The sequence below is a fragment of the Labrenzia sp. C1B70 genome (genome assembly GCF_000475395.1).
Classification (GTDB): domain Bacteria; phylum Pseudomonadota; class Alphaproteobacteria; order Rhizobiales; family Stappiaceae; genus Roseibium; species Roseibium algicola.
Map to the genome: position 1 here is coordinate 605,628 of NZ_AXCE01000004.1, position 17,431 is coordinate 623,058.

Annotated in this window: 20 protein-coding genes; 5 read left to right on the forward strand and 15 right to left on the reverse strand. The window is 60.2% G+C overall.

The window, feature by feature from the left end:
• Nucleotides 1-462 precede the first annotated feature (462 nt).
• From Q666_RS41115 to Q666_RS41140, 7 genes are all read right to left on the reverse strand, one after another.
• Entirely contained in the window at nt 463-1,356 is an 894-nt protein-coding gene (locus tag Q666_RS41115; RefSeq protein WP_023002874.1) for a DMT family transporter, read from the reverse strand.
• A 4-nt stretch (nt 1,357-1,360) separates the two neighbouring features.
• Nucleotides 1,361-2,101 (reverse strand): TenA family protein, encoded by a 741-nt coding sequence (locus tag Q666_RS41120; protein ID WP_023002875.1) that lies wholly within the window; start codon nt 2,099-2,101, stop codon nt 1,361-1,363.
• Nucleotides 2,102-2,437: 336 nt separating this feature from the next.
• Complete coding sequence (locus tag Q666_RS41125) at nt 2,438-3,472, reverse strand: aspartate-semialdehyde dehydrogenase (protein ID WP_023002877.1); 1,035 nt, start codon at nt 3,470-3,472, stop codon at nt 2,438-2,440.
• Nucleotides 3,473-3,582: 110 nt separating this feature from the next.
• Nucleotides 3,583-3,720 carry a hypothetical protein gene (locus Q666_RS66180; protein ID WP_023002878.1) on the reverse strand — a complete coding sequence of 46 codons (138 nt, stop codon included), beginning with the start codon at nt 3,718-3,720 and terminating at the stop codon, nt 3,583-3,585.
• 208 nt (nt 3,721-3,928) lie between these two features.
• Entirely contained in the window at nt 3,929-4,672 is a 744-nt protein-coding gene (locus tag Q666_RS41130; RefSeq protein WP_023002879.1) for an aspartate/glutamate racemase family protein, read from the reverse strand.
• A gap of 18 nt (nt 4,673-4,690) precedes the next feature.
• Nucleotides 4,691-5,833 (reverse strand): Xaa-Pro peptidase family protein, encoded by a 1,143-nt coding sequence (locus tag Q666_RS41135; protein WP_023002880.1) that lies wholly within the window; start codon nt 5,831-5,833, stop codon nt 4,691-4,693.
• Nucleotides 5,826-6,908 carry a pyridoxal-phosphate dependent enzyme gene (locus Q666_RS41140; RefSeq protein ID WP_031270211.1) on the reverse strand — a complete coding sequence of 361 codons (1,083 nt, stop codon included), beginning with the start codon at nt 6,906-6,908 and terminating at the stop codon, nt 5,826-5,828. Before Q666_RS41140 ends, Q666_RS41135 begins: the two co-directional genes overlap by 8 nt.
• 165 nt (nt 6,909-7,073) lie before the next feature.
• Between Q666_RS41140 and Q666_RS41145 the strand changes: the two genes are divergently transcribed.
• The gene (locus Q666_RS41145) at nt 7,074-7,418 is read left to right on the forward strand and encodes a metalloregulator ArsR/SmtB family transcription factor (RefSeq protein WP_023002882.1); all 345 of its coding nucleotides are present in this window, start codon (nt 7,074-7,076) and stop codon (nt 7,416-7,418) included.
• Between the two features lie 10 nt (nt 7,419-7,428).
• Nucleotides 7,429-7,938 (forward strand): arsenate reductase ArsC, encoded by a 510-nt coding sequence (locus tag Q666_RS41150; RefSeq protein WP_023002883.1) that lies wholly within the window; start codon nt 7,429-7,431, stop codon nt 7,936-7,938.
• A 35-nt stretch (nt 7,939-7,973) separates the two neighbouring features.
• Here the strand turns inward: Q666_RS41150 and Q666_RS41155 are convergent, their stop codons facing one another.
• Nucleotides 7,974-9,173 (reverse strand): multidrug effflux MFS transporter, encoded by a 1,200-nt coding sequence (locus tag Q666_RS41155; protein ID WP_023002884.1) that lies wholly within the window; start codon nt 9,171-9,173, stop codon nt 7,974-7,976.
• Between the two features lie 227 nt (nt 9,174-9,400).
• On the opposite strand from Q666_RS41155, the gene Q666_RS41160 reads away from it, so the two are divergent.
• Nucleotides 9,401-11,620 (forward strand): esterase-like activity of phytase family protein, encoded by a 2,220-nt coding sequence (locus tag Q666_RS41160; protein WP_023002885.1) that lies wholly within the window; start codon nt 9,401-9,403, stop codon nt 11,618-11,620.
• An 88-nt stretch (nt 11,621-11,708) separates the two neighbouring features.
• On the opposite strand, the gene Q666_RS41165 is transcribed toward Q666_RS41160, so the two are convergent.
• Both Q666_RS41165 and Q666_RS41170 read right to left on the reverse strand, forming a co-directional pair.
• A complete protein-coding gene (locus Q666_RS41165; protein WP_023002886.1) occupies nt 11,709-12,203 on the reverse strand; it encodes a cytochrome b/b6 domain-containing protein in 495 nt (164 codons plus the stop codon).
• Nucleotides 12,200-12,598, reverse strand: a complete 399-nt coding sequence (locus tag Q666_RS41170; RefSeq protein ID WP_023002887.1) for an antibiotic biosynthesis monooxygenase family protein — start codon at nt 12,596-12,598, stop codon at nt 12,200-12,202. Before Q666_RS41170 ends, Q666_RS41165 begins: the two co-directional genes overlap by 4 nt.
• A gap of 69 nt (nt 12,599-12,667) precedes the next feature.
• Here Q666_RS41170 and Q666_RS41175 point away from each other — a divergent pair, with 69 nt between their 5' ends.
• Nucleotides 12,668-13,117: a MarR family transcriptional regulator gene (locus Q666_RS41175; protein ID WP_023002888.1), complete on the forward strand. Its 450-nt coding sequence runs from the start codon at nt 12,668-12,670 to the stop codon at nt 13,115-13,117.
• Nucleotides 13,114-13,545, forward strand: coding sequence for a YqaA family protein (locus Q666_RS41180; protein WP_023002889.1), 432 nt, complete (start codon nt 13,114-13,116; stop codon nt 13,543-13,545). Before Q666_RS41175 ends, Q666_RS41180 begins: the two co-directional genes overlap by 4 nt.
• Nucleotides 13,546-13,593: 48 nt before the next feature.
• Here Q666_RS41180 and Q666_RS41185 read toward each other — a convergent pair whose 3' ends face one another.
• From Q666_RS41185 to Q666_RS41205, 5 genes are all read right to left on the reverse strand, one after another.
• Nucleotides 13,594-13,989: a VOC family protein gene (locus Q666_RS41185; RefSeq protein WP_023002890.1), complete on the reverse strand. Its 396-nt coding sequence runs from the start codon at nt 13,987-13,989 to the stop codon at nt 13,594-13,596.
• Between the two features lie 13 nt (nt 13,990-14,002).
• Nucleotides 14,003-14,422: a hypothetical protein gene (locus Q666_RS41190; RefSeq protein ID WP_023002891.1), complete on the reverse strand. Its 420-nt coding sequence runs from the start codon at nt 14,420-14,422 to the stop codon at nt 14,003-14,005.
• A gap of 80 nt (nt 14,423-14,502) precedes the next feature.
• Nucleotides 14,503-15,615 (reverse strand): 3-isopropylmalate dehydrogenase, encoded by a 1,113-nt coding sequence (gene leuB / locus Q666_RS41195; RefSeq protein WP_023002892.1) that lies wholly within the window; start codon nt 15,613-15,615, stop codon nt 14,503-14,505.
• Between the two features lie 180 nt (nt 15,616-15,795).
• Entirely contained in the window at nt 15,796-16,566 is a 771-nt protein-coding gene (locus Q666_RS41200; RefSeq protein WP_023002893.1) for a sulfite exporter TauE/SafE family protein, read from the reverse strand.
• A gap of 1 nt (nt 16,567) precedes the next feature.
• Nucleotides 16,568-17,362, reverse strand: coding sequence for an ATP-binding protein (locus Q666_RS41205; RefSeq protein ID WP_023002894.1), 795 nt, complete (start codon nt 17,360-17,362; stop codon nt 16,568-16,570).
• Nucleotides 17,363-17,431 lie beyond the last annotated feature (69 nt).

Genomic DNA, 17,431 nt, shown 5'->3' on the forward strand with positions numbered 1-17,431 from the left:
GGCCGAATGGCGCTGCTTGGCTGTAAATCGATGCTGACGCCTGCTCCTGTCATTGAGGTGTTTGTTGCAAAAATACACCCAGTAGTAGTAATTCAGGCGAGGTTGAGAAACGGGTTTAAGTAAATTTTTCGAAAAAAGTACCGATATATTCCCCAGATGGGGAATAGGAGATATGCCGTAGGGGCATAAGATCTTCCTGGCTGCGTCGGGGCGGTATGGCTGTTTAAGCTGGAACGTCTTGTTTGGTGTCAGCTGTGTTTTTGCCGGTTGCTTACTCGAGGGGCGGTCGGTCCTCGAAATTCGTTTCGGGTGTTTTTTAAACTATCGATACTGGCGTTAGGGAGCCGGGTGAGGTCGGAACTACCCGCTTGCAGCCCGCTGCAAAGTACCGGTTCGAATCCGGCTCCCATATTCCTCTCACACTTGTAGATCCATTGTTCCGATCTGCCAACTTCCTTTTGCCTAGCTGGCAAAGAGCAGCGCACTGCCTGCCACAACACCTGCCGCGCCTACCCAGGCGCCGAGTGCCGGTGCTTCCCCGGTTCGCCACCACATCATCGGTAGCATGAGGACGGGTGTCGTTGCCGAGAGGGTTGCGATGATGCCGACTTCTCCGCCGGACAGCGCGAACAGGATCAGCGTCATGCCGAGACCCATGCCGAGCAAGCCGGAAATGGCGATCAGGCCGACGACCGGAAGCGTAAAGTTTCCTGCCGGCTTGACCCAGCTGACCGGAAGGCGTGTCAGAAGCAGCAGTCCCACAGCTGCAACACCGACGCGTATGCTGGAAGCTGCGACCGGGTCAGCGCCGGTTTCCATGATCGGACGGGCAATGAGGGAGCCGACCGACTGGGACAGTGCCGCGGCAAGGCCGAGAAGCACGCCAATCCACACCGGACCCTTGATGTTTTCCCATTTGTGAAGCTGGGACTTGCGCTTGCCGAAACGGATGGCCAGCAGGACCCCCAGAAAGGTAAGGCCGATACCGACCATCTGCGTGGGGCTGAGGTCTTCGTTCAAGAGCAGCCAGCCAAGGATCGCCGACATGGGGGCATTCAGAGAGAACAGCATTGCGGTCCGGCGTGGACCCATTCGGTTCAACGTCAGGAAAAGCGCAGTGTCGCCAAGAAAGATGCCGACGAAACCGGACAGGACAAGAGGCAGCATCTGCGCGTCGCCGATGGAGCTCCACCCCGTGGTCAGGAACACCCAGGCGCACAGCATCAATGCCACAAGCACCATGCGGGTACAGTTGAAGGCAATCGCGCCGAGATGCTGAGCGGGGCCGGTGGACAGCAGGCCCGTCAGCGCCCACAGGGCAGCCGCGCCGAGGGCTGCGGCTTCATAGAGAAACATCGGGTCAGGTCCGTAACAGATCGTCCTCCGGACCGGGCAAATTGCCGGTCCAGGCGGCTTCGAAGAAGGCGACTTCCAGTTTGCTCATCTGGCGGAAAAGACCCGCAACGCGGGCCTGCTCGGGTTCCGGCAGAGTGGGGCCGATCCGGTCCATTTCCGCCCGGATCCAGGTCACGAAGGCCTCGAAGCCAGGCACGGCATGCAGGTCAATCCATTCGGCGAGATAAAACGCATCCGGGCGCGGTTTTCCCGCTTCGCGCTGGCCCCAGGTGAGATAACACCATTCCGCGCAGAGAAGGCATGCAAGCCCTTCGGCGTAACTGCCTTGTCCGGACGATTTTAGCAGGAGCTGCGAGAAAGCGCGGGTCACAGGGCCCTGTGCTGCGGTCTCGTAAACTTGCGGTTCCACGCCGAGCGCCTCGAACGAGCGCAGGAAATAGTCGTTTTCCTCCGAGGTCAGCAGAGCCAGGAAACCGGAGAGCCGCGACTTGGCGGGCATTCCGGGGGCTTTGGCGACGAGATATCCCAGAGTGGAAGCGAGATCCGTGACGAAGGTGTAATCCTCGATCAGATAACGCGCATAGGCTTCCTCCGGCATGGTTCCGTCGCCGATCGCAACGGTGAAGGGATGGCTGCACGCATCGCTCCAGTAGGGCTCGGCGCAAGCTGCCAGCCAGTCGGTGAAGCGTCCGCCGGGAGTGCTTTCAAGGAAGTCGGTGAACGACCCGTCAAATTCAGAGGGCATGGGAGAAAACTCGTTGGCGACCTTTGCGAACGCCGGGAATAGGGGATGACAGAGGTGATGCTGTTTTTGCGGCCTGTCAACATCAAAACCTGTCGGTCGCCGGCAATGTTCGGGTTTGTGGCGCTGAGCTGGGTGTTGTCGCTTCAACGCTCGACATAGCGCGTCGAGCTTCCCCGCAAAGAGGAAATCCGGGGCCTGGATCGATGGCTCGGGGGGCTGCCCGATAGGTGTCGGGAACGCGGTTCCCGCTTCAGGACCTTCGCAGTGCCGTCGACCGGATGGCAGCCGGCAGGCCACAAGAAAACGGGCGCCCGAGGCGCCCGTTTGAACTGTCGATCAAGCTGCTGCCTTTTTCGGCGTGATCAGGCCGCGGTTCACGAGAACCTCGGCGATCTGGACGGCGTTGAGCGCCGCACCCTTGCGCAGGTTGTCGGAAACGACCCAGATGTTGAGGCCGTTTTCAACGGTCGCGTCCTCGCGGATGCGGGAGATGTAGGTCGCATCTTCGCCGGCACTTTCGTACGGCGTGATGTAGCCGCCATCTTCCTGCTTGTCGATGACGAGGCATCCCGGAGCTTCGCGCAGGATGTTGCGGGCTTCTTCAGCGGTGATCTCGTTTTCGAACTCGATGTTGACGCTTTCCGAATGTCCGATGAACACCGGTACGCGAACGGCGGTGCAGGTCACCTTGATGGCCGGATCGAGCATCTTCTTGGTTTCCGCCAGCACCTTCCATTCTTCCTTGGTGTAGCCGTCTTCCATGAAGCTGTCGATGTGCGGGATCACGTTGAAGGCGATGCGCTTGGTGAACTTGCTCGGCTCGATCGGATCGTTCACGAAAACCGCACGGGTCTGGTTGAACAGCTCTTCCATCGCTTCCTTGCCGCCGCCGGAAACCGACTGGTAGGTGGAAACGACGACGCGCTTGATCTTTGCGTGATCATGCAGCGGCTTCAGCGCCACGACCAGCTGGGCGGTGGAGCAGTTCGGATTGGCAATGATGTTCTTTTTCGTGAAACCGGCAACAGCATCGGCATTCACTTCCGGCACGATCAGCGGCACATCCGCGTCGTAGCGCCATGCGGAAGAGTTATCGATGACAATGCAGCCCTTGGCAGCGATCTTCGGCGACCATTCTTTGGAAACGGTGCCACCGGCGGACATCAGGCAGATGTCGGTGTCGGAGAAATCGTAGTTCTCCATGGCCTGAACCTTCAGCGTCTTGTCGCCGAAGGAGACTTCGGTGCCCTGGGAACGGCGGGAAGCGAGGGCGACGACTTCGTCTGCCGGAAAGCCGCGCTCAGCGAGAATGTCCAGCATCTCGCGTCCGACATTGCCGGTAGCGCCTGCAATTGCGATCTTGAAACCCATCTTTGACTAGTCCTTGTCCGTCTCCCCGCTTCGCCAGCCGCCCGGTTCTGGATGGGCGTGGCCGGCTCCCGGCGCCTCCCATCCCCGGGGAGGCGGGATGAGCGGCACCGTCAAGCGGTGGTCTTGGTGGTCTTGGTAGTGCGTTTAAGAGCGGTTGCGGCAGCCGCCCGGGGCTCGCCGCGCATGAAGGTAGCGCTGGCAAGGGCCTGGGACATCATATCCAGAATGTCGGCTTTCAGCCGGGTCATCGGGGCTCGCAATCGTCAAAACTTGAGACGGCGGTGTTTTTGCCCGGAAATCCCCGCGAGTCAACAAGGAATAGGCGGGTGTTGCCAGCTAAGTGAACGAATTGATGCCGTTCGGGAACAGTCGAATAGCAGCAGCCTCGGCAATTTCACCGAAAGAAGACCTTCGGCAGCCTTGTGTTCTGGCGTGGATGTGTTCGTTTTTTGCAGGTCAGGTGGCAAAGAGCCGTCCCGGTCCACGGTCCGTCGTCGGCAGGTCCGCCAGATGCATCATGTGCCATGCGAGCGCCAGGTTGGAGCTGATGACGGGTTTGGAAAGACGTTTCTCGCAGGCTTCAATGACAGGCAGCGTGCGCAAGTTTGTGCAGGAGGCAAAGACGGCTTCTATCTCCGGATCCTTGCCAACCTCGCAGATTGCCTCTTCCACGGACTGCAGGCTGATCCTTGCAACCACGGCTTCTTCCGCTTGCCCGAAAGAACCGACACTCAAGGGCGTTATGCCGTTTTCTTCCAGGAGACGGCAGAGTGCGTCGGAGACTTCCTCCACATAGGGCGAGACGATGGCGATCCGTGAGACACCAAGGTGTGCAAGGGCTGCAACGACTGCGCGGGCGGGGTCGGTCACGCGTGCGCCAGGATGAGTTGCCTGGATCGCACCGGCGACCTGATCCGATCCGATCACCGTTGCGCCGGACGTGCAGGCATAGGCAATGACGTCGAGTGGGCGCGTTCCCGGCAAGAGGGCCGCGGTGTCCTTCAGCCGGGCTTTCATCTGCATGAGTTTTTCGGAGGTGACTTCGGAAGCGCTCTCGATTCTGGCGTGAAGCAGCGAGACGCCTTCCTGATCAAAGAGGGACCGAAACTCGCTCTCTATGGTTTCGTCAACCGACAGCAAGATCAGGCCGAAAGCCGCTTTGGTTGCCGATCCCCTGTCGCAGTCGAAGGAAAGTTTCATGCCGCGGTTCCAGGTGTTCTAGCGGGTGATAACCGGAATGTCCGGTCCTGCCGGCACGGTCAGGAATTCGGGCGCGCCGTCTCGAATGACGATGTTTTCCTCGTGAACCATCATCCTGCCGGGGCCGAGAGCAAGGCTCGGCTCCAGTGTCAGCACCATGTTTTCTCGAAGTGGGGTCTCGTCGAAGCCGGTCAGGCTGGGCGCTTCGGTAAGCTGCATGCCAAGTCCGTGGCCGAGCCGGCCGACGTCACCTTCGCCCTGGTCCAGCACCTTGGCCATGGCCTGGAATAGATCGGCACAGGTGCGGCCCGGGCGGGCAATTTCTGCAGCTGCCTCAACGGCCCGGACAAGTGTTTCATGGGCGGATCTGACGGCATCACTGGCCAGGCCGATCGTAAAGTTGCGGTCAAAATCGCAGAAATATCCGCTTTTGGTGGCACCCGTATCAAGCATCAGGACGTCCCCTTCCTGTAGGGGGCGGGCCGAGGGGGGAGAAATGACATCGCCGTAGCCGTCCTGCCCGGCTCCGCCGACCAGATAAGGCACATCGTCCGCACCTTGCTTCAGAAGCTCGATACGGAAGGACCGGAAAACCTCGTTGAGCGGTTGGCCGGTGTGGAAAAGCTCCGGTGCCCTGGCAAATGCTTCCGAACCGATACCGCAAATCTCGCGCAGGAGAGCAATTTCACGTTCAGATTTCACCATCCTGAGGCTCTGGATCAGGCCGGTTCCATCCAGATATTCTACGTCGTTTGTGAGATCTCGAAGGCGCTGAAAGTCGCGAAGCGGCATGCGAAGCACGCTTTCCCGCCCCATCGGCATGGCGATTTTCGTGAAGCCCTTGAGGGTGTCCGCGAGCAGGGCGATGCCGTCATCGACGGGATGCGGGGCGGAAAATACCCGGATATCGTCAATCCAGGTGCTCGCCATCAGGTGCGCGCCGATCTGCGGAATGACCGCAATCGGCTTGCCGTTTGCCGGCACGACGAGGAACCAGGGCCGCGTGGGGCTCTGCCAGAACAGGGTCCGGAACCCGGTGAAATAGCGCATTTCGGCTTCGGTCGTGAAAAGCAGCGCGTCGATGCCCTGGGAATGCATGGCTTTTTGGGCTGCTTGCGTGCGCGCGGCAAATTCGTCTTCCGGAAAATCCTGTTCAGACATCTTCCGGTCCTTCGGAAAGATAGCAGAGCACCCGGGCTTCCGGTCCGAGGCCGAGGGTTGATGCCCCTCCACCTGCATGTCGAACGGCTGTGATACCGCCCGCACCGGATGGCGTCGTCGCAATGCCGTTGTTGCCCAGCCAGTCGACCGTTTCCGCCGCCTCGCTGTCGGAAACGGTCACGAAGAAATCGGCTTCGCTGGCCAGGTGCTTCAGCGCCAGATGCGAGGGTTCCTTGCAGTCTAACCGGCCCATGTTCGACACCGGGCCGGGCGCCGTGACGGGTTTTCCGGCTTCGATGCTGGCCATGAGGGCGGGTGCGTATTCCGGCTCCACCACGACGATGGTTACATCGCGGCCCCAAGTCAGGCGAGCGCCGACGGCACAGGCGGCGGCAAGTCCGCCGACACCCGCCTGCAGGAAGACATGCGTGGGCGGTGTCTTGATCTGCCGGGCAATTTCCGCGGCCATCACAAGATAGCCCTCCATGACGTCGTGTCCGGCGGCGGTCATGCCCGGCCAGGTGCTGTCCGGCAGCAAGGTCCAGCCTTCGGCGTCGGCGCGTCTCCGGGCTTCCGCCATGCTGTCTTCATAGGTGGCTCCGGCCCGGACAACATCAGCGCCCCGGGCTTTGAGGCGGGCCTCAAAGGCACTTGGAACAGTTTCGGCCACGAAGACGACGGCCTTGGCCCCAAACAGCGGAGCGCCTGCCGCTAGGGACATGCCGTGGTTTCCGGCACTCGCACAGACAAAGGTTCTGCCGGTCAGCGCGGAAGCGTGCGACTGGGCAAGTCCGCCCCGAACACGGCTGTCCGCCAGTTTGGCAATCGCATAGGCCGCGCCAAGTGCCTTGAAGCTGCCAAGACCCATGCGTTGCCGTTCGTCTTTAAGGGCAAGGTTGCCGATAGCAAGACCGGCCGCGAGGTCATTCGCAATCAGCAGCGGGGTTTCATCCGCACGCGGGCATTTCCGAAAAAGGTTCTCTGCTCCGGCGACGTCCTGCGACACGGATCCATCCGCAAGCCCGCTTTGCTCGGAAAGGCCTTTGCCGAGGAAAGGATTTTTCAGTGTTTTCATCATCTGCCCCGCGCGGTTTCCCGGGCAGGTCAACAGCTCTGAAGGCCGGTTGCAAGCGACTTGCTGAAAATGACGGTTACGAACCAGATCGGGCCGTGTCCGAGATGTTGAGACCGGTTGCGAAAAAGACTTGCCTGTTGCAGATGAATCGAAATATCATGAATTATGGATATGAAAGATGCGCTGAGCGCTTTTGGGGCGCTCAGCCAGAAAACCAGACTGGAAGTCTTCCGGCTGCTGATCCGGGCTGGTGACGCAGGAATGACCGCCGGCGAGATCGGCGAGGCGCTGGACGTTCGGCAGAACACGATGTCGGCGAACCTTGCTGTTCTGCTTCAGTCCGGGCTGATCCGCAATGAACGCGAGGGGCGGTCGATCCGGTACTTCGCGGACCTTGACGGCATACGTGAGTTGCTGACGTTTCTGATGGCCGATTGCTGTGGTGGTCATCCGGAACTTTGTGCGCAGGTCATCGAGACGATTGCCTGCGGAGAGACCTGTTCAGGTTAAGGGGGACCAAATGTCCGGCGATGTCTATAACGTGCTTTTCCTGTGCACGGGCAATTCCGCCCGGTCGATCATGGCGGAGGCGATCCTGAGCCGGGAGGGGCAGGGCCGCTTCAGGGCGTTTTCTGCCGGGTCACAACCGGCTGGAGCGGTGCGTCCGGAAGCGCTTGCCTTGCTCAGCAAGCTCAATTTCAAGACGGATGAGCTGCGCTCGAAGGACTGGGCAGAGTTCGCCGCGCCGGATGCCCCGGTCATGGATTTCGTCTTTACCGTTTGCGACAATGCGGCCAAGGAAACCTGCCCTGTCTGGCCTGGCCAGCCGATGTCAGCCCATTGGGGCCTGCCGGATCCGGCAGCCGTTTCCGGAAGCGACAGCGAAAGGGCTGTCGCATTCAACGAGGCCTTCCGGATGCTCAGCAATCGGATCTCGGTGTTCGTGAACCTGCCGATGTCTTCGCTTGACCGTTTGTCCCTGCAGAAGAAACTCGATCAAATCGGTCAGTCTGCCGAAGAGCCCGTGTAAGGCTGCTCCGGCGTACCTGTTTCGGGAATATCGCCTCAGGCGACGGCCTGGCCTTCGCGCGATGTGCGCAGGGTCAGCAGTGCGATGACCAGGGCGATGAGCGCACAGGCGGCAACCGCGCCAACCAATGGCAAAGCTGTCCGGTCGAAGAACGGGCTGCAGACGAGGATCATCACGCCACCGGCAACCATCTGGAAGGTGCCCCCAAGGGAGGATGCCATGCCGGCATGTTCGCCATGTTCTTCCAGCGCCATGACCATCACCGGAGCAATGACCTGGCCGAGGCAGGTGTTGCCGATGAAGAAGAGCGCCATCAGAACCGGCAGGTCGTCGATGCCGCTCCACACAAGAATGACCAGCAGGACGTTGGCTGCCGCAAATCCGCTGACGGCCTTCAATGCCACTCTGCCCATGCCGAAGCGCTCACCAAGCGAGGCGGCAAACTGGGAAGACGCAAAGAAGCCGATCGCGTTCAGCGCGAAAACAAGACTGAAGGCTGTCGGCGTCAACTGGTACTGGGTCATGTAGACCAGCGGCGCTGCGGCGATGAAGACGAAGAAACTCGCAAGCGAGAAGCCACCGATCAGCGTCAGACCCATGAACCTGCTGTCACGCATCAGGTAGATGGCGCTGCGCAGCATCGCTGTCGGGTCGATCTTGCCCCGGCGCTCGGCCGGTAGCGTTTCGGGCAGCAGGAAGGCCATTTGCAGCATGGCGAGAAGGGAAATTACGCCCAGGGCCACAAATATCAGGCGCCAACTGCCGAACTGGATGATCAGGCTGCCGGCGAGCGGTGCAAGCATCGGCGAAACGCTGAAGACCAGCATCACCAGAGCCATCAGCCTGGTCGCCTTTGGTCCGGTGTGGAGGTCGCGGACCACGGCCCGCACGATGACCATCGGCGCGCCGGCACCAAGCGCCTGCACGAAACGGCCGAATGTCAGGGCTGAAACGTCGACTGCGGTCGCGCACATGACCGATCCGATGAGGAAGACGATCAGGCCCAGGAAGGCGGGCAGCTTGCGTCCAAACCGGTCTGCCAGCGGACCGTAGATCAGCTGGGCTAACCCGAAAGCGATGAAATAGACCGTGAAGGTCATATGAACCGCAGCGTCGTCCGTCTGCAATGCCTGCACGATTTCCGGCATGGCGGGCAGATAGAGGTCGATGGCAAATGGACCGACAGCAGCGAGAAGCCCCAGCACAATGGCGGAGCGGACAAAACCGATCTGCATTGGAAAATCCGATGAAAAATGCGCCGGAGGCACAAATGCGGGAAAGTCTGGAAGATGGAGGTGGCGGAGATCACCGCCCGGCCTTGATATGATGTAAGTGCTCGAAATGCAAATTCAAGGCTTGCCGGGTGTTGTCATGAAAGCTTCATGCAACTGTCACCGATATTGTAATCAGGGCCACTAGCTTGCGCGCACCATCAACCCGATATTTTGTGGGAGCGAGTGCAATGGCGGACCTTCGTGGGCGCTTTTTAAAAGGTGTCAGCCTTTCAGTCCTGTTCGGCCTTGGCGCCGTGTCGGCAGCACAGGCAGAGTATTTCGAGCGTATCAACACATTCCCGGTCTACAAGACCCTGCCGGAAGGCGTGGATCAGGCCACCGAAACCGTTGCCGAAATCATCTACGCCACGAAGGACGGCCGCACGCTCGTCTTCACCGACAGCCCGGGCGAAGCCATTGTTTTCGTCAATGCGGCAAACCCGCTGAACCTGCAGCCGATGGGCCGCACCGCGCTTGGTGGTGAGCCGACTTCGGTCGCCGTCGGCGAAAAATTCGCCTATGCCGGCGTCAACACGTCCGAAGACTACGTCAATGCGTCCGGCCATCTGGCCGTGATCGCTCTCGACGGTCTTGGTATCACGGCGAAGTGCGATGCCAAGGGTCAGCCGGACAGCGTTGCCATCTCTCCGGATGGCAAGTTCGTTGCGATCGCCATCGAGAACGAGCGCGACGAAGATCTGAACGACGGCGTGATCCCGCAGATGCCGGCCGGCCATCTGGCGATCTTCGATCTGGACGAAACCGGCACGCCGACCAACTGTGACGCGGTCCGCATTGTCGACCTGACGGGTCTTGCAGAAGTCGCGCCGACCGATCCGGAGCCGGAGTTCGTTTCTATCAACTCCCAGAACCAGGTTGTCGTCACGCTGCAGGAAAACAACCATATCGCCGTGGTCGATCTGGCCTCCGGTGAAGTTGTCAGCCATTTCTCCGCCGGTACGGCTTCGGCTGAAAACATTCCGGTTTCCAAGGCGCGCATGAGCGATGCCTCCGGTTCGACCGAAAACGTCAAGCGTGAGCCGGATGCGGTTGCCTGGATCGACGACGAGCGTTTCGTGACCGCCAACGAAGGCGACTACGAAGGCGGTTCGCGCGGCTTCACCATCTGGAACACCAAGGGCGAGGTCCTGTTCGACAGCGGCAACCAGATGGAACACCTTGGCATGGCCAACGGCCACTATCCGGCCAAGCGCGCGTCCAAGAAGGGCACCGAGCCGGAAGGTGTGACGGTTGGTGAATTCGGCGGTGAAAAGCTGATCTTCGTCAATTCCGAACGCGGCAACTTCGTCGCTGTCTACAAGGACACCGGCGCCGAGCCGGAATTCGTCCAGTTCCTGCCGACACACGTCGGTCCGGAAGGCTCACTTGCGATCCCGAGCCGTGACCTGTTTGTGGTTGCCAACGAGGTCGACAGTGCGGAAGACAACGTTCGTGCGCAGGTCTCCCTCTACAAGTTTGGTGCGGAAGCCCCGTCCTACCCGATGGTCGTGTCCGAAACCGACCCGGAAAAAGGCGCGCCGATCGGCTGGGGCGCACTGTCCGCACTGGCTGCAGACCCGGAAGACGGCAACAAGCTCTACGCCGTCAGCGACAGCTTCTATGACGACGCCCGCATCTACACGCTGGACATCTCTTCCAAACCGGCAAAAATCGTTGCCTATGCAACCGTTCAGGGTGGCAAGCAGGCAAAACTGGACCTGGAAGGCATCTCTGTTTCCAAGGATGGCGGCTTCTGGCTGGCTTCCGAGGGCAATCCGGACAAGGAACTGCAGCACCTGCTGCTGAAGGTCGGCACCGACGGTCAGGTTCAGGAAGAAATCACGCTTCCGGAAGAGCTGAACGCCCAGTCCGCGCGTTTCTCCTTTGAAGGCGTTGCCGAGTTCGAAATGGACGGCAAGACGCTGGTGGCCGTCGCCGTTCAGCGTGAATGGAAAGACGACCCGAAGGGCATGGTGAAGCTGGCCATCTACAACCCGGCCGACAAGTCCTGGGGCTTCGTTCACTATCCGCTCGACAAGCCGAAGAGCGCAGCCGGCGGCTGGGTCGGCCTGTCGGAAATCGTCTCCATGGGCGACGGCAAGTTCGCCATTCTGGAGCGCGACAACAAGGGTGGTGAAGACGCCGCCATCAAGCAGATCACCACGATCTCCCTGGAAGGTGTGACCCCGGCTGCCTACGGATCTGAGCTCCCGGTGGTCCAGAAGCATTACGCCATGGATATCCTGCCGGCTCTGGCCGAAGGCAAGGGCTGGGTTCTCGACAAGCCGGAAGGCCTGACGATCACGGCCGATGGCCGTCTGATCCTGGTCACCGACAATGACGGTGTCGACGATGCACCGGGTGAAACCCGGTTGATCGACCTCGGCCCGGCAAGCCGCCTGAACTAAGGCACTTCAGACAAAGGTCCTCCCAAGACCTGAGCGAAGGTCCGGCCGCTTTATGCAGCCGGGCCTTTCCTTTTCTGCATTGCCATTTTCAAGCCGTGAAACTTCGTCTTTGCCAGTGCCACAGGGCAGCAAGACTGTGCAGTCCGATGAGTGCTGCAAGCAAAAGCGCCGCGGCATGGTGCAGGCCTGCCGGTGGCAATCCGGCGAAAGCCGCAAGTCCCGGCAATGTGCCATTCGCAATCTTTTCAAGGCTACCGGATATGACGATCATGCCGATACCGCTGACGAGGAGCAGAAGCGGTAAGAGGCGCAAAGCGGCGTGGACGCCCTTGCCGATAGCTTGCTGCAACCCGGAATGAACGGCGAACACCGGCTGAGGGGCCTCCTTTGCCAGCCAAAAGATTGTGCGGACAAGAGCGAGCAGGCCCGCAGACAAGCCAAGTCCCAGATGGGTCCTCAGAAGGTTTGGCGAAAACGGTTCGTTGTTCGTCAGGGCATAGCCGGTAGCCAGGGCGCTGATGGTAAGTGCGGCAATCGTCCAGTGCAGCAACCTGTTTCCGGTTACGGGCAAGGCCGCCATCATTCATCCTCCCGAATGACGTTGTAGAGTGCGGCATGAAAGCTGATGCCTTTGAATTCCGCGACGATGCCGCTTTTGCCGAGCTTCTGAATGGCGGCCTGATAGGCATCGGGACTTTCCCAAAGCGCGACGTTGACCAGCTGGAACTTCGCCTGCGGAGACAGGGACTGGTGCAGGCGCGTGGTGATGTAGCCGGGCTGCTCTTTCAGGAAGTCGCGCGCCTGTTCCCAACTGCGAACTGCGTCGGCAAGACGGTCTTCGGGAACTTCGAAGGAATTGATCAGCGTTACCGGGGCGTTGGTGTTGATTTCACTCGCCATGGCGGAGACTCCCAGGTTGGCGGTCAGGAAGGAAAGTGCTGCCAGATGAATGGCACGACGTGTCCAGAGTGATGTCATTTCGAACTCCTAATTATATAGCAAGCTATGTTTATTTATATAGGGTGCTATCTATCGTATATGCAAGGGATGACCTTCGAAAAAGATTCCTCCGCCGGGTATCTGGCAAACCACATGGCACGGCTGTTTGCCGCCGGTCTCCATCGCCGCATCCGGCCGCTAGGCCTTTCGCCGGGCCAATTTCCGGCACTGGTCGCCCTTTGGGCAAAGGAAGGACGCACGCAAAAGGAACTCGTGCAGTTGCTTGATATCGAACAGGCAACGCTGGCAAACACCCTGGCCCGGATGGAACGGGACGGCTTGATCACCCGTCGGGCGAGTGAAGAAGACGGCCGGGTTCAGGAAATATTCCTGACCGACAAGGCCAAGGTTTTGGAAAAGGAAGCCATCGCGTCTGCGATTGCGCAGAACGGAGAGGCGCTGGAGGGGTTTTCGGAACAGGAAAAGGCGCAGTTCCTGGATTTCATGCACAGAGCCATTTCAGCCATGCAGAAAGCCCAGACCGGCAGTTCCCGATGAGTGCCAGCTTGATGGGCCTGTTCGGCGTCTCCTTTCTGGCTGCCACCCTGCTGCCCGCCCAATCCGAACTGGGCCTTTCCGGCCTGATTGCGCTTGGAACGGAACCCGTCGTTCTGCTGGTTGCGGCGGCAAGCCTTGGCAACACGCTCGGATCAATGGTCAACTGGGGTCTCGGCAGGGCCGCAACCGCCTGGTCGACCGCTTCCTGGTTTCCGGTCAAGCCTGACAAGCTCGCCAAGGCAACGGGCTGGTATCACCGCTACGGACGATGGAGCCTGCTGCTCAGCTGGGCGCCGATTATCGGCGATCCCCTGACATTGGCAGCAGGTGTGCTCAAGGAACCCTTCTGGAGCTTCACCTTGCTGGTCGCAATTGCAAAGACAGCACGCTATGTCGCTGTCGCTTTGATCACGTTGCAGGTTATCTGAGACTGCGGGCCAGCCGGGGGAATGCGAAACCTTCGCTGCGCGGGACGCTTAACCCTCAAAACGCTCGATCAGATCCCACTTGTTGCCGAAGGGGTCCTGGAAGACGGCAACTTTGCCATAAGCCTCGTGGCGTGGTGTCTCCAGAAAGGTGACGCCGGCCGTGAGCATCGCCTGATGATCGCGATCGAAGTTGTCGGTGTGCAGGAACAGGAACACACGACCGCCGGTCTGGTTGCCGATGGCGGCGTGCTGATCGTCACCGTCGGCTTGCGCCAGCAGGAGACGTGTCTCGGAGCTGCCCTTGGGCGCGACCAGTACCCAGCGCTTGCCGTCGCCAAGGTGAGTGTCTTCGACCAGGTCGAAGCCAAGCTTGCCGACATAAAAGTCGATACCCTGGTCATACTCGGGCACGACGAGGGCGATCGCTCCAATCATCTGTTTCATGGCAGGCCGTTTCCTACTGCGCGCGCCGGTAGACGGATACGTTCGTGTAGCTTGCAACGTCGACCAGGTGGACGGTTTGCGTCACAGTCAGCGTTCTGCCGTCGTCAGACAGTTCCCGGTCGGCTTTCATGATCGTCAGCCCTCCGCGGCGGGCTTCCGAAATGAGGTTGCGATCTCCCTGGAACACGAGACGCATGGCGTCGACAAGGCCGCTTTTGCCAAGACGCACTTCCGGGCCGTCCGGCATTGCCTCGAAAGTGTCGTTGGTGACTTCACCGTCGGAGGCCACCTGGTTCATCGTGAAGACGGCAACGCCGAAGTTCTCGTCAATCTTGAGCGTGGCGCTGCGTGGCGGTTCGCCTTGTTCGAAGTCGCTTTCCTCCGTGTCGAGGATCCAGGTGCCGAGAAAGGGGGCGAGTTTGTCTTCGATCATGGGACCAGCGGTATCTTGAAAAGGGAAAGCCGCCACCGGGATAACCGGTGACGGCTCTGCTTGCAAATGGCGATTGCCTATCAGGCGCTCAAGGCGTCCAGTTCGGCAATGATGGCGTCGCCCATTTCCACGGTGGAAACGGTGGCCTGGCCAGGCGATGCGATATCTTTCGTCCGCAGGCCCTTGTCGAGAGCGTTGGCGATGGCCTTGTCCAGTTTGTCGGCGGCTGCAACTTCCTCGAAGGAGTAACGCAGCGCCATGCCGAAGCTGGCAATCATGGCGATCGGGTTGGCAGCGCCCGTGCCGGCAATGTCCGGAGCCGAGCCGTGGACGGGCTCATAAAGCGCCTTGCGCTTGCCGGTAACGCCATCCGGTGCGCCGAGCGATGCGGACGGGAGCATGCCGAGCGAACCGGTCAGCATGGCGGCAACGTCGGACAGCATGTCGCCGAAGAGGTTGTCCGTCACGATGACGTCGAACTGCTTGGGCCAGCGCACAAGCTGCATACCGCCGGCGTCAGCCAGCATGTGCTCCAGCTGAACATCCTCGTAGCCGTTCTTGTGCGTCTGGGTAACGACTTCGTTCCACAGTACGCCGGACTTCATCACGTTCCGCTTTTCCATGGACGTGACCTTGTTGCCGCGCGTGCGTGCCAGCTCAAAGGCGACGCCGGAAATGCGCTCGATCTCGTAGGTGTCGTAGACCTGCGTGTCGATGCCGCGTTTCTGGCCGTTGCCGAGGTCGATGATTTCCTTCGGTTCGCCGAAGTAGACACCGCCAGTCAGCTCGCGCACGATCAGGATGTCGAGACCTTCGATCACGTCCTTCTTCAGCGAGGATGCATCGGCAAGCGCCGGGTAGCAGATGGCCGGGCGCAGGTTGGCGAACAGCTGCATGTCCTTGCGCAAACGCAATAGGCCGGCTTCCGGGCGAACTTCGTAAGGAACGTCGTCCCACTTGGGTCCGCCGACGGCGCCGAAGATGACCGCGTCGGCAGCCATGGCCTTGGCCATGTCTTCTTCGGAGATCGACTGGCCATGCGCGTCATAGGCGGAACCACCCACCAGGCCTTCGTCGGTTTCAAAGGACATGCCGCCCTTTTCATTGAACCAGGCAATGACCTTTTTCACTTCCTGCATGATTTCCGGGCCAATGCCGTCACCCGGCAGAAGCAGAAGGTTTTGTGAAGCCATGGATGTTCCATCCCGCATTTTGAGAAATCTGATGGCGTTGGGTTAGCGCGTCGGTCGTTGTCTTTCAAGATGAAGCCAGTTGCGAAGAACTCAAGCAAGCCGTGGGGAAAGGTCAAGAACGGCTGAAAGGCCCGGAGAGCAGCGGGATTGAAGCCGGTATCAGGACAGCTCCTGCAAGGATCAGCCGAGCCAGCCCCGCACTGCCTGGAACAGGAGGTTCAGCGCCAGCGCGGTCATCACCCATCTGAAGCCGGCCTTGAAGCTCTTCTCGTCCATTCGGCCGAGCAGGCGGCTGCCGGCGAGTGTGCCGAGAAAGCCGCTGGCGATCATCAGGACAATCAGTCCCAGCCAGGGCGCGAAGGCAAAGCCGAGCGCGCCGAACGCAATGATCTTGAAGACATGCATGATCAGCGCAGTGATTGCCTGGTTGGCGACGAACCCGTGGCGCGGCAGGCCGAGGGTCGACAAAACGGCACCGCCGATGGGGCCGGCCGCACCGAAGAACATGGACAGGAACGTGGAGGCAAAACCCGCTGCTGCCATGACCCGTTTCGGCGCCTTGCCGAAATGCGGTGCCTTGCCCCAGACGACCCACAGCACGAACAGTCCGATGCCCGCCTTCAGAACGGCCGGCGGCAATTCCACGGCGATGGCGCCGCCCACTGCTGCGCCAATTGCCGCCCCGACTGCGAACCACAGCGCAATCAGCCAGTCGACATGTTTCAATTGTATAAGCGCACGCCCGGCGTTCGATCCGAGCTGAACGACACCGTGGACCGGCACCAGGGCACTGGCCGGCATGACGGTTGCCATGATCGCGATCAGCGCGACCCCGCCGCCAAGGCCGACGGCCGCTGTCAGGGCCGAGGTGAAGAAACTCGTGACGATCAGTGTCAGCGATGCAGCAAGGTGCAGCTGATCGGGAAAGAAGAAGCCGGCGATGTCCGACATGTCACGACCATCTCTTGTTGGCGTAGTTGACCGCTTCGCGGACATCCAGTGCGCGGGTGGAATTGCCGCTGCGCAGATAGAAGACCGAGGCCTTGTTTTCTTCCAGATAGACGGCGCGGGGTGCCGGGCTGACGATGACCATCGCCACGTCCTTGCCGTCCACCCTGGAAAAGACCGTGTGGATGTAAGGACAGAGATCTCCGCCGAGTGTCTTGGAAACGATGTCGTTGACGGTGCGCTCGAACGAATCGAGGTCCGGGCTTTTCAGCGTTGCCAGGTCCTTGTCGAGACCAAGCGGTGTGCCGTTGTCATCAACACCGATCAGAAGATGGCCGCCATCGGCATTGAAGAAGCCGGCAAGGGTCTTGGCGATGACCTTTTCCAGGGACCGGTTGGTCCGGTTTTCCTTCAGGTCCCAGCGCAGCGACGACTTGAACTCCACGCGCCGGTTTTCGCCCTGTTTCAGAAGATCGGGAATGAGCGCGGTCTGCTCTTCGCGCAGCGACCGGTAGGCTTCGGACGTTCGCATGTAGTTGCGGGTGAAGATGCCGAAGGCGAGGCCGACAACTGCGCCGAGACCGGTATAGGCAACCGCAACATCCAGGTGCCGGGGAAGCAGCACCAGCCACAGGCGCGCCGTCAGAAATTCAAGGAGGTTCGGAGCCGTTTCCGAAAAACGTGCCAGTTCCCACCAGACCACCACAAGGTTCAGCGGGTGGATCACCAGGACACCGACAATGGCCCCGACCACGACATAGGCTGCCAGAAAGGGAAGCTTGAACGGGGAAAGAGCCATATTTGAAAATCCAAATGAAAACGCCGGTCGGAACCGGCGTCACTCTTAATCCAAAACCTTCCCGCCGTC

What these genes read in the sequence shown, in the direction of transcription:
- Q666_RS41115 (WP_023002874.1), bottom strand. Translation starts at nt 1,356, where the DNA reads ATGTTTCTCTATGAAGCCGCAGCCCTCGGCGCGGCTGCCCTGTGGGCG.
- Q666_RS41120 (WP_023002875.1), bottom strand. Translation starts at nt 2,101, where the DNA reads ATGCCCTCTGAATTTGACGGGTCGTTCACCGACTTCCTTGAAAGCACT.
- Q666_RS41125 (WP_023002877.1), bottom strand. Translation starts at nt 3,472, where the DNA reads ATGGGTTTCAAGATCGCAATTGCAGGCGCTACCGGCAATGTCGGACGC.
- Q666_RS66180 (WP_023002878.1), bottom strand. Translation starts at nt 3,720, where the DNA reads ATGACCCGGCTGAAAGCCGACATTCTGGATATGATGTCCCAGGCCCTT.
- Q666_RS41130 (WP_023002879.1), bottom strand. Translation starts at nt 4,672, where the DNA reads ATGAAACTTTCCTTCGACTGCGACAGGGGATCGGCAACCAAAGCGGCT.
- Q666_RS41135 (WP_023002880.1), bottom strand. Translation starts at nt 5,833, where the DNA reads ATGTCTGAACAGGATTTTCCGGAAGACGAATTTGCCGCGCGCACGCAA.
- Q666_RS41140 (WP_031270211.1), bottom strand. Translation starts at nt 6,908, where the DNA reads ATGAAAACACTGAAAAATCCTTTCCTCGGCAAAGGCCTTTCCGAGCAA.
- Q666_RS41145 (WP_023002882.1), top strand. Translation starts at nt 7,074, where the DNA reads ATGGATATGAAAGATGCGCTGAGCGCTTTTGGGGCGCTCAGCCAGAAA.
- Q666_RS41150 (WP_023002883.1), top strand. Translation starts at nt 7,429, where the DNA reads ATGTCCGGCGATGTCTATAACGTGCTTTTCCTGTGCACGGGCAATTCC.
- Q666_RS41155 (WP_023002884.1), bottom strand. Translation starts at nt 9,173, where the DNA reads ATGCAGATCGGTTTTGTCCGCTCCGCCATTGTGCTGGGGCTTCTCGCT.
- Q666_RS41160 (WP_023002885.1), top strand. Translation starts at nt 9,401, where the DNA reads ATGGCGGACCTTCGTGGGCGCTTTTTAAAAGGTGTCAGCCTTTCAGTC.
- Q666_RS41165 (WP_023002886.1), bottom strand. Translation starts at nt 12,203, where the DNA reads ATGATGGCGGCCTTGCCCGTAACCGGAAACAGGTTGCTGCACTGGACG.
- Q666_RS41170 (WP_023002887.1), bottom strand. Translation starts at nt 12,598, where the DNA reads ATGACATCACTCTGGACACGTCGTGCCATTCATCTGGCAGCACTTTCC.
- Q666_RS41175 (WP_023002888.1), top strand. Translation starts at nt 12,668, where the DNA reads ATGACCTTCGAAAAAGATTCCTCCGCCGGGTATCTGGCAAACCACATG.
- Q666_RS41180 (WP_023002889.1), top strand. Translation starts at nt 13,114, where the DNA reads ATGAGTGCCAGCTTGATGGGCCTGTTCGGCGTCTCCTTTCTGGCTGCC.
- Q666_RS41185 (WP_023002890.1), bottom strand. Translation starts at nt 13,989, where the DNA reads ATGAAACAGATGATTGGAGCGATCGCCCTCGTCGTGCCCGAGTATGAC.
- Q666_RS41190 (WP_023002891.1), bottom strand. Translation starts at nt 14,422, where the DNA reads ATGATCGAAGACAAACTCGCCCCCTTTCTCGGCACCTGGATCCTCGAC.
- leuB (WP_023002892.1), bottom strand. Translation starts at nt 15,615, where the DNA reads ATGGCTTCACAAAACCTTCTGCTTCTGCCGGGTGACGGCATTGGCCCG.
- Q666_RS41200 (WP_023002893.1), bottom strand. Translation starts at nt 16,566, where the DNA reads ATGTCGGACATCGCCGGCTTCTTCTTTCCCGATCAGCTGCACCTTGCT.
- Q666_RS41205 (WP_023002894.1), bottom strand. Translation starts at nt 17,362, where the DNA reads ATGGCTCTTTCCCCGTTCAAGCTTCCCTTTCTGGCAGCCTATGTCGTG.